We start from the raw sequence: 13,204 nt of genomic DNA on the forward strand, positions 1-13,204 counted from the left end.
GACATCGCGCCGGACGGCGACCCGGTGCCCTGCCGCCGAGGTCCTGTCCTCCTGACTGAGGAGGAGCCGCACACGGCCTGATCCTGCCCGGGGAGGAGCCGAGGAGTGCTGCCTGTGGACGAGTCGCCCCGTCCCGGCATACTGCTGCATTCTGATTTGTTCTCCCACATGTCCGAAAAATGACTTCTGGGCTACATGGATGCGAACAGGAGTGGGATCATCGGAGCAGGAGGCGTGCTGTCACCGCACCCGGCCCGGACCCGGGTATGAAACCGGGCCGGTAGCGGCTCGCCCCATCCTTCGTTCCGCCGTCAGGCGCAGGGCCACCCCAGCGCGTCCCCCCTGTTGGCGGTCGGTCCTGGAGGGTGTTCGATGACGACGCTCGACGAACGTCACGGCGAAAGTGCGCGCGACGGGGAAGAGCACCGGGGCGACGTCGCCCTCGGCTCGGTCGAGGCATACGGCCCGGCCGTCGTCCCGCTGGATCAGCCCGACGCCGCGCTCTCCCGGTCGATCGGTTCCAAGGCCGCGAACCTTGCCCGTGCGGCCCGCGCCGGGCTGCCCGTGCTGCCCGGGTTCGTGATCCCGGACCGCGCCGTAGGCGACACGGTCGCCCTGCGACGCGCCTGGGACGAGCTGTCCGAAGGCGGCGCCCGCCCCCTCGTCGTACGGTCCTCGTCGCCCCAGGAGGACACGGCCGAGTCGTCCCTGGCGGGCCAGTTCGCCTCGGTGCTCGACGTCCGCGGCTGGCTGGGCTTCCGTTCGGCCGTACAGGCCGTGCTCGACTCGGCGCACCGGCCCGACGGATCCACGGCACCCATGGCGGTGCTGGTGCAGCCGATGCTGACGGCACGCGTCGGCGGCGTGATGTTCGGTGCCGACCCGGTGGCGGGGCGGGCCGACCGGATCCTGGTCAGCGCGGTGCGCGGCGGGCCGGACAGCCTGGTCAGCGGCGTGCAGGCCGGCACCGACTACTGGCTGAGCGGGCATGGCCGCCTCTTGCGGACCGAGTCGTCGCAGACGCCACAGCCCCCTCACACCCCTCAGACCTTGCAAACCCTTCAGCCCTTGCAAACCCCTCAGCCCTCTCAGAGCTCGAAGGCCCCTCAGAGCTCGCAGGTCCCGCAGACCTCGCAGACCTCGCCGAGGTCGTGGCGCGAGTCGTCGTGGGGCTCGAGGGTGGCGGCCCGCGAAAACGGCCCGCTGCTCACGCGCGGCGAGTTGTTCCGGCTTGCGCGGCTCGCGCGACGGGTCCGGCGGGTCTTCGGTGGGCCACAGGACGTCGAGTTCGGGTTCGACGCGGACGGTCGGCTGTGGCTGTTCCAGAGTCGGCCGATCACCGCGATGGCGGCTCGACCGGCACGCGGTGCGCGGCTGCTCGGGCCAGGTCCGGTGGCGGAGACGCTGCCGGAGCAGCTGGCGCCCCTGGAGGAGGACCTGTGGGTGGCGCCGATGGCCCGCGGACTCGCCGCCGCACTCGACATCGGGGGCACCGCGCCGCGTCGGCTGCTGAGGTCGGTGCCGGTCGTCACGACGGTGGGTGGGCGTGCCGCCGCCGACCTGCGTCTTCTAGGCACCGTCCCACCCCGGCACCGCTGGCTCGCGCTGCTCAACCCGGCGCCAGGAGCGCGTCGGCTCGGCGCGGCCTGGCGGGTGGGCCGCCTGGCCTCCTCCCTGCCCGGGCTGGCGACCGACCTCGCCGCCGACGTGGACCGCCACCTCGCCGAGATCCCGTCGCCCGCCGAGCTCTCCGCCCGCGCCCTGGCCACCGAGCTGCGCTGGACCCGCCGGGTCCTGGTCTCCCTGCATGCCCAGGAGGCCCTCGCCGGCGCCCTACTCGACGAACCGCCCAGAAGCCGCACAGCGGCCGGCACGGCCCTCACCGCCCTGGCCGAGGCCCGCGCCCTGGGCATACCCGACGATCAGGTGACCGCCACCAACCCCATGCTCCTCGCCCTCACCGCCCCAAGCCTGCGCGGACGGGGGCGACTGCCGGGCGGGTCCGTACCGGGCCAGGTCAACGGCAGTCATCCGCCCGCCCTCGACCCGGCGCTACCGAGCGCCCCCGCGAGCGCCACCTCCGCCTGCCACCCGACTGCCCACCCCACCACTCACTCACCGACCGTCACCCCGACCACTCACCCACCGACCACCACCCCCACCACTCACTCTGCGACCACCGGCCCCACCACCGCACCCCCCACGAACTCCCACACATTCCCTCCCATCACCACACCCCGCACCTCCCTCACACCCCGCATCTCCCCCGCCGCCCGCACCTCCCTCACCGCCCTCCCGCCCCGTGAAGCCCTACGTCTCCGCATCCGCTGGGTGCAGGAGCTGCAAGTGCGACTCGTGCGCGAAGTGGCGCGGCGACTGGGGATTTCCAGGGAGCGCGTCGGGCTGTTGCGGTGGCCGGAGCTGGTCGCCGTACTGGGCGGCGGCGCCGTTCCCGGTGACCTGCACGCGCGCGTGCCGCGGGCCGAGTCGCCCCCGCTGCCGGACGCGTTCCGGCTCGCGGACGGTCAGGTCGTGGTCGCCGAGCGCGGGGGCCGCCGGGGTGAAGGTCTGCGGGGCGTGTCCGCCGGCCGCGTCGTCGGCACGGTGTGGGACGGCACGGGGCCCCGGCCGACGGACGCCGTGCTGGTCGTACGCACCTTGGACCCCGCGCTCGCCCCGCTGCTGCCCGGTCTCACCGCTCTGGTCGCCCAGACCGGCAGCCCGTTGTCCCATCTGGCCGTCCTGGCAAGGGAGTTCGGGCTCCCCGCGGTCGTCGGCGCCACGGACGCCGTACGCCGCTTCCCGCCGGGCTCCCGGCTCACCGTCGACGGGACCGCCGGTGACGTACGACTGGGGGACGCGTCATGAGAAGGATCGCGTACGTCTTCGGAGCGCTGGTCGCGACCGGCGCGGGCACCTATCTGATCGTCTATCTGTACCGCTGGCAGTGGCAGCGGGCGATGATCTGCGGGGTGTTGCTGCTGGTCGTCGAGGTGATGCTGTTCGGTCTGGTGACTCTGGGGCGGCTGAGCCGGATCGAGGAGCGGCTGCGCGACACCGACCGGCGACAGCGGGAGCTGGACGCCCGCACGGAGGACGTGCTGACGCGGCTGCGGGAGCCGGCCGAGGCACGCGAGGAGACGCGGTTCCGTTGGCTGGAGGACCCGGCGGAACGGTCGTACGTCTTCGTGCCGGTGCTGATGGTCGCCGGGGTGGTGCTGTCCGGGCTCGCCTGGGTGGTGCAGAAGGTCGCGTCGGCCACGGCCAGGCCGGCCGAGCGGCGCATGGCCGGGCGGCTGGCCGTCCTCGCCGCCCCCGACCCGGCGACCACTCCCGGCGGCACGGCCGGTCCCGGCGCCGTGGACGACCTGGACGACCTGGACGCCCTGCCACCGCTGGGCGCCACGACCTCCCCGAGCCGTATCGCCCGCCGGACCACCGTCGCCGTCGTCGGCGCCGCTCTGCTCGCCGCGCTGGTCGCGGGGCTCGCCGACCTCACCCAGACCCGGGAGGAGGAGGCGAACGACAGCGAGGCGACCTCCGTGGTCGTCAAGGTCGACCTGCGGGGCGCGGACCTGTCGGCAGCGCGGCGCTCGCTCGCCGCGCAGCAGATCTGGACGGCCTGCCGGGACTCCACGTCCATCCCGCTGCGCCACGTGGCCCTGGGCGATCTGGGCGACGGCATGTTCGCCGGGGTCGTGCGGCCCGCGCTCACCGAGCACGACCTGATGCGGCTGCGCGGCTGCCTGGAGGACGCGACGCTGGAACAGGCCCATCTCACGGTGGTCGCGGTGGGTGACGCGGACGCGGACGACGACTGAACAGACCCACGACGGCGACCGAGCGGCACACGTGAGCGCACGTGAGATACATCGCACAAAACGGACAAAGTACCCATTGATCGCGAAGCCGGGGGTACTCTGCCAACTGCGCCCTCGTCCCCTAGTCCCCCGGGTCGCTCATGGCTGTTCTCACCGCAACCCTGCCCCGCCCTGCCCTCCGCCGCCGCCCGCTTCCACAGCGCGCCCTGCGGATCCTCCTGGGCGTCCTCATCGGCTACCTCGTCCTATGGGCCGTGGGCGCCGGCAGCATCCTGGGCCTGTCGTACCTGGCCCGGCAGGAGACCGCGGCCCCCCTCGGCACCCGCAGCGTCCAAGGCGTGAACCACTTCCAGCCGGTGGACCGCGACGGCCGTCTGTGGCGCGGCTCCGCCCCCTCCCCCGCCGGTTACCGGGCGCTGGCGAGCATGGGCATCACGACCGTGGTCGACCTGCGTGGCGAGGACTTGAGCGCGGCCCAGCTGGCCGAACCGGGCAAGGCCGGACTCAAGGCCGTACGCATGCCGATCCGCGACGGACAGACGCCGTCGCCCCAGCAGGTGCAGAACTTCCTGCACGCCGTCTCCTCGGCCTCCGGCCCCGTCTTCGTGCACTGTGGCGCGGGAGTCGGCCGTACGGGCGCGATGGTGGCCGCCTACCTCGTGCACACCGGCGAGGAGTCGCCCTCGCAGGCGGTCCGGCGCAACCTCGCGGTCGGACCGCCCTCGATCGAGCAGATCTACTACGGGCTGAACCTCAGCCCGGCCAAGGCGGAGCAGCCTCCGCTGCCGGTCGTGGTCATCAGCCGCCTGGTGGACGCTCCGCGGCGCATGATGTCGTACCTGTAGGCATGTTCGGCAAGAACGTCCGGCGAGTACGCCCAGCAGGTGCCTCAGCAGGTATGCCCGGTGGGCACGCCTAGGGCTTGCGGCCCACCGCCCCGTACCCGGGAATGACCCCGTCGTCCTGCCCGGGCACCGGCTCCCCCAGCTCCGGGTGCCAGTGGTGGGGCACCTCGACGCCGGGCTCGACGAGTTCGAGGCCGTCGAAGAAGCGGGTGAACTCCTCGCGGGAGCGCAGGGCCAGGGTGACGCCGGCGGCCTTCAGCTTCTCGGTCGCCGCCTTCGACTCCTCGGGAGTGAAGTCGGCGGTGGCGTGGGACACCACCAGGTAGCTGCCCGAGGGGAGTTCGGACAGCAGTCGGCGGACCAGTTCGTGCGCGCCGTCCTCGTCGGGGACGAAGTGCAGCAGCGCGACGAGGGAGAGGGCCACCGGGCGGCTGAGGTCCAGGATCTTCCGGGCGCCCTCGACGATGGCGTCGGGGTCGCGCACGTCGGCTTGCAGATACTCGGTGACGCCCTCCTCCGTGCCGCGCAGCAGTGCGGCCGCGTGGGCGAGCACGATGGGGTCGTGGTCGCAGTAGACGACGCGTGCGTCGGGGGCGATCCCCTGGGCGATCTGATGCAGGTTCGGCTCGGTCGGGATTCCGGTGCCGATGTCCAGGAACTGTCGTACGCCGTTCTTGGCCAGCCAGCGGGTGGCGCGGTGCATGAACGCCCGGTTGACCCGCGCCATCACCGGGACGCGCGGGTCGAGCGCGAGCATCTGCTGCCCCATGGCCTCGTCGACGGGGTAGTTGTCCTTGCCGCCGAGATACCAGTCGTACATCCGCGCGGGATGCGGCTTGCTGCTGTCGATCGCAGTCATGAGGCACTCCGTAAGACGCAATGGATTATCAACTAAGCACCAGATCAAGGCAGTTACGGTTCAGGGCAGGCAAGTGACTCAAGCGGCTCAGGAGAGAAGGAAGTCCGCCTCCCCCGCCTTGGCGCCCTCGATGAACGCCGTGATCTCGGCCGAGGTGTAGATCAGCGCCGGTCCGTCCGGGTCGGTCGACTGACGGACGGCGATCCGGCCGTCGGCGAGCTTCATCGCCTCCAGGCAGTTGCCTCCGTTGCCGCCGCTCCACGGCTTGTGCCAGCCTTCGCTGCCCAAGTCCCGCGCGGGCATGCCGTTGTAGACCTGTATGCGCGGCTTGATGCGATCCATTCACAGCTCCTTGCGGAGATCCCGGAGGATCCCCTTCGTGCGATGTGCCGTAGCGGCCTGCGCCGCCATGCGGTCCATGACCTCCAGGTGGGTCGCCACCTCGGTGCGCGCGTCGAGGTAGACGGCGCCGGTCAGGTACTCGCTGTAGACCATGTCCGGCAGTTCTGACATGGCAAATCGGAACAGCACGAAGGGCCCGTACGTGCCGGGATGCGGCCCGTTCGCGAACGGGGCCACCTGCAACGTCACGTTGGGCAGCTTCGTGGCCTCGAGCAACCGGTCGATCTGGGCACGCATCACCTCCGGGCCGCCCACCTGGCGGCGCAGTACGGTCTCGTCCATCACGACCCACAGCCGGGGTGCGTCCTCCCGGGTGAGCAACTGCTGGCGTTGCATACGCAGGGCGACATGGCCCTCGATGTCGTCGGGGCTGGTCTGGCCGATGGCGCCCGATCTCAGCACTCCGCGCGCGTAGTCCTCGGTCTGGAGCAGACCGGGCACGAAGTGGGGGTCGTACGACCTGATGAGGCTGGCGGCGCCCTCCAGGCTGACGTACATCGAGAACCAGCCGGGCAGGATGTCGTGGAACCGCTGCCACCAGCCGGGTTTGTTGGCCTCCTCGGCCAGCTGCACGAAGGCGTCGGCCTCCTCGTCGGAGATGCCGTAGGCCTTCAGGAGCAGCTGGAGGTACGGGATCTTCAGCCCGACCTCGGCCATTTCCATGCGGCGGACCGTGGCGGGGGCGACGCGCAGGACGCGGGCCGCCTCCTCGCGCTTGAGGCCGGCGCGTTCACGCAGGTCGAGCAGGCGCCGACCGAGGACGACCTGGCCGACCGTAGGCGCGGACCGCGGCTCGCTCACGCTCCACCTCCACGAAACGAGATCCCATCGACTGAACCTGACAGACCGGCCGACTCCGGCAGGCCGACTGAATCCTGACAGGCTGGCTGAATCCTGACAGGCCGACGGCGCCATTCGAAGACCTATTCGAGGACCTCGGCAGAACCGGCCGATCCTCGGTGATCCCAACTGGCGCCGTTCGACATGCTGTTGCCAGCAGTGTGCCACGGCCTTCCAGAGAGTCACACAGCACTCTGCAATTTTCAGAGTGACACTTGCCAAGTGTTCACGGCGGGGCGATAGTGGCAAGCGTGATTCCGTCCCCGCCCTTAGGAACAGACGCCACCGCGGCCCCCCACGGCCTCGGTGCCGCCCCGGCGGTCGGGCCCCAGCGGGGCGCCGCCGCCGAGCGCCGGTTCCGCTTCGAACTGGCCGCGCATCCGGGTTCTCCCGCGCAGGCCAGACGCCTGACCAAGGCGCGGCTGAACGGCTGGGCGGTGTGCGAGGACACCTGCGACACGGCTGCGCTGGTCGTGTCCGAGCTGGTCACCAACGCGATCGTGCACACCGCCAGCGAGCACATCGTGTGCGAGCTGCACGACGGTGCCGATCTGGTGCGAATAGCCGTACGCGACGAAGGGTGCGCGCCGGGTGAACCGCACCCGCTGGCCGCGCGCCCCGAGGACGAGCACGGCAGGGGGCTGCTCCTCATAGACGCTCTCTGCCATGCGTGGGGGGCCCATGAGCAGGGGTCCGGTCTCGTGGTCTGGGCCGATCTGGCACGCGCTGCCGGGTTTCCCGACCCGTCCGGCGCCGGCGTCGGGCCCTACAACGACCTCGGGTGGGGATCCCGGCCCAAGCCGGGGCCGTCCGGGGGTTCGGGCGACGAGGACGAGACACAGGCGCGGTACGGCAGGGGAACGGGGTCCGCATGGCTGTGAGGGGCGTGTCCGGCGGCGGTCAGGTGCTGAGTCTGGACACGCTGGTCCGCCTTCGCCGTGCTCTGCCCGCCGCCTCGACCGCGCCTCGGCGGCTGCCCGTGCCGGACGGGATGACGGCGCCGCTGGGCTTTGACGCGGTGGCGGTGCCCGCGCGGTTCGGGCCGCTGATCATGCCTCGGCTGCCTCGGGTGGGGTGTGTGTACGCCGATGAGGCGCACTGGTGGTGGATCGTGCCGTCGGACTCCGACTACGCGTTGGAGTGGCCGGGGGCTGTGCGGTACTCGACGGGGGCCGTGGTGCTGGACATGCCTCGGTTGATTCATCGGCCGGAGGGGGCGGTGCCCTATACGCCGCCGATTCCGCTGTATCTGGCGCTGTGCCGGGTGATGGGGGTCACGCCGTCGTGGTCGCGGCAGATCTCCGCGTAGGGCTCCACCTGTAGTTCTTCGCCCCCGCCGCCCCTACCCGTCCCATCCCTGGGGGCTGCGCCCCCAGGCCCCCGCATCGGCCCTGCGGGCCTCGTCCTCAAACGCCGGACGGGCTGAGAATGCGGCGAGAATGCGGCTGGTCCGCGAACAGCGGACGGGCTGAAAGTGCACGCCCGCGCGCACCTGCCGGTGCCTCTCGCGCCCTCCCCTGCTCACCCCGGGTCCCGCCATAGTGGCCCTCCGTCGGTCGGGGGAGGGTGTGTGGTGGGGAACAAGCGCGGTGCTGGTGAGGCTGGGGTCTCCGAATCTGAGCGGCTGTTGTTCGGGGGGCCTCTGCGGTACGACATGGGGTGGAACCAGCATCGGGACGCCTTTCTGGAGCTGAACTTCCGGGCGATGGTGACGCGGTTGCCGTCCTTGTTGGCGTCGAGTTTCCGGCTCGCGTGGCAGGCCGACCGGCGGGCGGCGCGGACGGTGCTGGCGGCCGAGGTCGGGCGGGGGCTGGGCCAGGCGGTGGGGCTGCTGGCCGTGAACAGTGTGCTGGGGCGGCTGATCGGGGGCGGGTCGCTGGAGGAGCGGTTACGGGGTGTCGTTCCGGCGCTGGTCGCGATGGCCGCGGTGATGGTGGTCTCGACGTTGCTGCGGGCGGCGTCCACGTACGCCACGGGGCGGTTGGAGCCCAAGGTGGAGCGGGTGGCGACCGAGCTGTATCTGGAACGGGCGGCGGCGGTGGAGCTGGCCGCGATCGAGGACCACGCTTTTCACAAGCTGCTGGACACCGCGCAGTACGGGGCCGGATCCGCCCGGCGCATGATCTCGTACAGCACGCGGGTCGTGAACGCGGCCATCTCGCTGATCGCCGCGGCGGGTGTGCTCACCGTGCTGCATCCCGCCCTGCTGCCCCTCCTCGTGACCATGACGCTGCCCAGCGCCTGGAGCGCCCTGACCAACGCCCGGCGCCGTTACGAGTCCTTCCACACCTGGGTGCAGCACTCCCGCGCCGGGCATCTGATCAGCGGGCTGCTGACCGAGCCGGCCGCCGCGCCCGAGATCCGCGTCCACGGCGTCGGGCCCTTCCTGCTGCGGCACTACCGGGCGATGTCGGAGACGGCCGAGGCGGAGCAGGCGCGGCTGGCCCGGCTGGCGGCGCGTACGGGGCTGATCGCGGCGGCGTGGACGGGGCTCGCGACCGTCGCGACATACGCGACGCTGGGCGGACTGCTGCTGGCCGGGGCGATGGCGCTCTCCGTGGCGGGTACGGCCGTCATCGCGATCCGCACCGGCTCCGCCAGCCTCGACAGCCTCGTGCTGGAGGTCAACGCGCTCCATGAGGAGGCCCTCTTCGTGGGCGATCTTCAGCGGCTGTACGTCGAGGCGGCCGAGCGGGCGATTCCGGTGGGCGGGGTCGCGCTGCCGGAGGATCCGTCGGAGATCCGCTTCGAGAAAGTCAGCTTCAGTTACCCCGGTGAGTCCGCCCGCCCCGCCCTCGACGACGTCACGCTCACCCTCCCCCTCGGCCGGATCGTCGCGCTGGTCGGTGAGAACGGCTCCGGGAAGACCACTCTGGTGAAGCTACTGGCGGGGCTCTACACGCCGGACCGGGGCCGCATCCTCTGGGACGACGTCGACGCGGCGACCGCCGACCGGCACGGGCTCGCCGAGCGCATCGCGATGGTGGCCCAGGACTTCAAGCGCTGGCCGTTCACCGCCCGGGTCAATGTCGCCGTGGGCCGCTCCTCCGCGCCGCTCACCGAGGAGCGGCTGGCCGCCTCGCTGGGCGAGGCCGGGGCCGAGGACGTGGTGGCCGATCTGCCGCGTGGGCTGGACACCCTGCTGGCGCGCAACTTCAGCGGAGGGCACGAGCTGTCCGGAGGGCAGTGGCAGCGGCTGGGGATCGCCCGGGCGGCGTACCGGCGTGGCCGCATCCTGATCGTGGACGAGCCGACGGCGGCGCTGGACGCGCGGGCCGAGCTGGAGGTCTTCGAGAAGATCCGTGCCCTGGCCTCCACCGGGCAGACGGTCGTCCTCATCACGCACCGGCTGGCGTCCGTCCGCCACGCCGATCTGGTGCACGTCCTCGACCAGGGCCGGCTCGTGGAGTCCGGCACGCCCGACGAGCTGCTGGCCACGGGCGGTGTCTACGCGGAGCTGTACTCGCTCCAGGCTGAGCAGTTCACCTCGCGAGTGCCCGCGCCGAAGGCAGGCTGACCCGCACGGGTCGGCTCAGGCGGCGGCGTCGAGCGGGACGTCACCGCGGACGATCACCAGGAAGGCGTCCGTCGCGAGGTCCATCACGACCTCGGCGGGCAGGCCTTCCATCCGCCGCGCGTGTGCGAACTCCTCCGCCGGCCACGAACCCCGCGGCCCGCCCGCGGGAAAGCGTTCGAGCACGGTTCGCCCGTTCACCATCCTGCACCTCCGATCAGCGTCGTTCGTACTTGTAGGAGTTAACGCCTGCCGGAGGTGAATCGCCTCGCCCGGTGACGGGACTGAGACGTAGTTGACACTCGTTCACCGCGATGTGTGAGCGCGCGCTCACACTCGATGATCCACCGCTACACCCCGTGTCAGTCCTCGTACTCGTCGTGATACCTGACGCGCTCACTGCCCGCGGGCGCCCCAAGAGCCGACGCACGCCCCTCGGGCTCCTCCCACTCCTCCTGCCGGCCGAGCGCGGTGAGGTCCAGGAAGCCGGTGGTCGAGCCCAGCCCGTCCAGACCGCGCCCATAGGTCGAGTACGTGTGGAAGACGCGGTCCCGCTCCCGCAGGAAGCAACTGACACCGGGCCGTTCCACCAGCTCGCCCTCGTGCTCCAGGGTCACCTCGAAGTCGTGGTTGAAGTCGCTGCCGTACGACGAGTACCAAGGAACCGTCCACCCCATGCGCGCCTTGAACGGCAGGATCTTGGTGTACGGAGCCCTGGACACGGCGACGAGGGTCGTCCCGCGCGCCTTGAGGTGTGCCAGGTGCCCGATCTGGTCGAGGAATCCCGAGCAGCTGCGGCAGCCGGCGTCCCATTCGGGGGCGAACATGAAGTGGTGGACGACGAGTTGGTGCCGCTCCTCGAAGAGGTCGAGCAGGACGGCCTTGCCGTCACCGCCCTCGAAGACGTACTCCTCCTCCACCTCGACCATCGGCAGTCTGCGCCGCTCGGCATTGAGCGCGTCACGCGCGCGCGTGACCGCCTTCTCCTTGACCAACAGCTCTTCACGCGCCGCGCGCCACTGCTCACGCGACACGACCTCCGGAAGCGACATGGACGCCCCTCCTCGCAACGGTCCGTTCTGGGTGGTGACCGGCGGCAGGGGCGTAACTCATCGCGGGGCGCGAAGTTTTTCCGGAAGACGTCTACGGCAGCGCGAACGGCATGGCGGGGCCGCCCCGAGGAGCGGGGGCGATCAGGGGCTGCCCGACTGGGTGACGCCCTGGGCGAGTTGGCCGACCACGTCGATGACTCCCTGCCCGAAGGCGGTCGGGGCGACCAGGATGCCGAACACGAGCACGATGGCCACGGTCAGCTTCTCGTCGTTCCGGCTGCGCGCCTGCGTCCTGCGCCTCAGCCGCAGGACGATGATGACAGCGAGCAGTAGCGCCACGTTGATCGTCAGCTCCACCAGGCCGACCTCCCGTCAGAAGGTGCGTCACGGCTTTCATGTGTAACGCGAAACCACCCTGCGCGATCGATCAACTACCGATGGTTGGCGCCAAAACGGCCCTTCGAGGCCGGATTTCAGGTGTCGTAGTCCTGGATCCGCCTGCCATGGCTCCGGTCCAGCAGAGTCGGCATCCGCTCCCCCAGCTCCCTCACCACGGCCGGAACATCGATGGTCAGCAGCTCCCGGTCGCGCATCAGGATCCGGCCGTCCACGATCGTCGTGCGGACGTCTGAGGAGCGGGCGCTGTGGACCAGGGTGGCGGCGAGGTCGTGGAGCGGCTGGGTGTGGGGGCCGGTGAGGTCGACGAGGATGATGTCGGCGCGGTGGCCGGGGGCGAGGGTGCCCAGGGTGTCGCCGAGGCCGAGCGCGCGGGCGCTCTGGAGGGTGGCGTGGTGCAGGGCTTGACGGGATGTCAGCCAGCGGGGGTCGCCGGTGGTCGACTTCTGCAGGAGGGCGGTCAGGGCCATCGACTCCCAGACGTCGAGGGAGTTGTTGGAGGCGGCGCCGTCCGTGGCGAGGCCGACGGGGATACCGATGTCGCACAGGGCGCGGACGGGTGTGGTGGTGGGCCAGGCGAACTTGAGGTAACCGCGGGGCGCGGTGGCGACCGCCGTACGGCCGGAGGCGTCCCGCAGGACCGGCAGGTCGCGGTCGAGGATGCCGGTGCCGTGCGCGATGAGGACGTCGACGTCGAGGATCCCGGTGCGCCGGAGCACCTCGATGGGGGTGACGCCGTGGCGGGCGAGGCTGGTCTCTGCCTGGTCGCGGTTCTCGGCGGCGTGGAGGTGGACGGGGAGGCCGTGCTCGCGGGCGAGTTCGGCGGTGGCGGCGAGGTCGGCGTCGTCGACGGTGTAGGGGGCGTGCGGGGCGAGGGTGGTGGTGATCCGGCCGTCGGCGGTGTCGCGGTGCCGTAGCGCGAACTCCAGTGACTTCTCCCGGCCTTGGGGTCCCTGGGAGGAGAAGTACGCCTCCCCCAGGTGGGCCCGGATACCGCACTGCTCGACCACGGCGGCCACGGCGTCCATCGAGAAGTAGTGGTCGGCGAAGCAGGTGACGCCGCCTCGGATCATCTCGGCGCAGGCGAGCAGCGCGCCCAACTCCACGTCCTTCTCAGTGAGGTTGGACTCGACGGGCCAGACGACGTCGTTGAACCACTCCTCGGTGGGCAGGTCCTCGGCGACCCCGCGCAGGGCCACCATCGGGGCGTGGGTGTGGCAGTTGACGAGGCCGGGGAGGGCGACCTGGCCCGACGCGTCGACGCGCTCGGCTGCGGGCCGGTCGCGGACGGCGTCCGCCGTGGTCACGGCCTCGACGACACCGCCGCGTACGACGATCGCGGCGTCCTCCTCGAACCCGATCCGTTCTTGGTCGTCGTGCAGGAGGACGGTGCAGCCGGTGATGACGAGGTCGGCGGGAGCTTCCGTGGGAGAAGGCGTCATCACGCCAACGTACGACGCGGTCGTCGGACCGAC

13 protein-coding genes are annotated in these 13,204 nt (G+C 71.3%); 6 read left to right on the top strand and 7 right to left on the bottom strand.

Annotated elements, in window-relative coordinates; genetic code table 11:
• The first annotated feature begins 372 nt into the window (after nt 1–372).
• The 3 genes from ACZ4UU_RS01315 to ACZ4UU_RS01325 all read left to right on the top strand — a co-directional run bounded on the left by ACZ4UU_RS01315 (nt 373) and on the right by ACZ4UU_RS01325 (nt 4,666).
• The gene (locus ACZ4UU_RS01315) at nt 373–2,868 is read left to right on the top strand and encodes a PEP/pyruvate-binding domain-containing protein (protein WP_468035839.1); all 2,496 of its coding nucleotides are present in this window, start codon (nt 373–375) and stop codon (nt 2,866–2,868) included.
• Nucleotides 2,865–3,821: a hypothetical protein gene (locus tag ACZ4UU_RS01320; RefSeq protein WP_468035841.1), complete on the top strand. Its 957-nt coding sequence runs from the start codon at nt 2,865–2,867 to the stop codon at nt 3,819–3,821. Before ACZ4UU_RS01315 ends, ACZ4UU_RS01320 begins: the two co-directional genes overlap by 4 nt.
• A gap of 140 nt (nt 3,822–3,961) precedes the next feature.
• Complete coding sequence (locus ACZ4UU_RS01325; RefSeq protein WP_468035843.1) at nt 3,962–4,666, top strand: fused DSP-PTPase phosphatase/NAD kinase-like protein; 705 nt, start codon at nt 3,962–3,964, stop codon at nt 4,664–4,666.
• A 70-nt stretch (nt 4,667–4,736) separates the two neighbouring features.
• On the opposite strand, the gene ACZ4UU_RS01330 is transcribed toward ACZ4UU_RS01325, so the two are convergent.
• From ACZ4UU_RS01330 to ACZ4UU_RS01340, 3 genes are all read right to left on the bottom strand, one after another.
• Nucleotides 4,737–5,525: an SAM-dependent methyltransferase gene (locus tag ACZ4UU_RS01330; RefSeq protein ID WP_468035845.1), complete on the bottom strand. Its 789-nt coding sequence runs from the start codon at nt 5,523–5,525 to the stop codon at nt 4,737–4,739.
• 87 nt (nt 5,526–5,612) lie between these two features.
• A complete protein-coding gene (locus tag ACZ4UU_RS01335; protein WP_468035847.1) occupies nt 5,613–5,867 on the bottom strand; it encodes a DUF397 domain-containing protein in 255 nt (84 codons plus the stop codon).
• Complete coding sequence (locus tag ACZ4UU_RS01340; RefSeq protein WP_217207570.1) at nt 5,868–6,728, bottom strand: helix-turn-helix domain-containing protein; 861 nt, start codon at nt 6,726–6,728, stop codon at nt 5,868–5,870.
• A 281-nt stretch (nt 6,729–7,009) separates the two neighbouring features.
• Here ACZ4UU_RS01340 and ACZ4UU_RS01345 point away from each other — a divergent pair, with 281 nt between their 5' ends.
• The 3 genes from ACZ4UU_RS01345 to ACZ4UU_RS01355 all read left to right on the top strand — a co-directional run bounded on the left by ACZ4UU_RS01345 (nt 7,010) and on the right by ACZ4UU_RS01355 (nt 10,284).
• Nucleotides 7,010–7,648, top strand: coding sequence for an ATP-binding protein (locus tag ACZ4UU_RS01345; RefSeq protein WP_468035849.1), 639 nt, complete (start codon nt 7,010–7,012; stop codon nt 7,646–7,648).
• The gene (locus ACZ4UU_RS01350; RefSeq protein WP_468035851.1) at nt 7,639–8,076 is read left to right on the top strand and encodes a hypothetical protein; all 438 of its coding nucleotides are present in this window, start codon (nt 7,639–7,641) and stop codon (nt 8,074–8,076) included. Before ACZ4UU_RS01345 ends, ACZ4UU_RS01350 begins: the two co-directional genes overlap by 10 nt.
• A 345-nt stretch (nt 8,077–8,421) precedes the next feature.
• On the top strand, nt 8,422–10,284 hold the full coding sequence (locus ACZ4UU_RS01355; RefSeq protein ID WP_468035853.1) for an ABC transporter ATP-binding protein: 1,863 nt from the start codon (nt 8,422–8,424) through the stop codon (nt 10,282–10,284).
• 15 nt (nt 10,285–10,299) lie between these two features.
• Here the strand turns inward: ACZ4UU_RS01355 and ACZ4UU_RS01360 are convergent, their stop codons facing one another.
• The 4 genes from ACZ4UU_RS01360 to ACZ4UU_RS01375 form a co-directional block, all read right to left on the bottom strand.
• Nucleotides 10,300–10,485, bottom strand: a complete 186-nt coding sequence (locus ACZ4UU_RS01360; RefSeq protein ID WP_062719136.1) for a hypothetical protein — start codon at nt 10,483–10,485, stop codon at nt 10,300–10,302.
• A 158-nt stretch (nt 10,486–10,643) separates the two neighbouring features.
• On the bottom strand, nt 10,644–11,333 hold the full coding sequence (locus tag ACZ4UU_RS01365; protein WP_468035855.1) for a DUF899 domain-containing protein: 690 nt from the start codon (nt 11,331–11,333) through the stop codon (nt 10,644–10,646).
• Nucleotides 11,334–11,474: 141 nt separating this feature from the next.
• Complete coding sequence (locus ACZ4UU_RS01370; protein ID WP_468035857.1) at nt 11,475–11,690, bottom strand: hypothetical protein; 216 nt, start codon at nt 11,688–11,690, stop codon at nt 11,475–11,477.
• A gap of 116 nt (nt 11,691–11,806) precedes the next feature.
• Nucleotides 11,807–13,171, bottom strand: a complete 1,365-nt coding sequence (locus ACZ4UU_RS01375) for an amidohydrolase (RefSeq protein ID WP_468035859.1) — start codon at nt 13,169–13,171, stop codon at nt 11,807–11,809.
• Between the last annotated feature and the right edge of the window lie 33 nt (nt 13,172–13,204).

It is taken from the genome of Streptomyces sp. NPDC028907 (assembly GCF_055564995.1).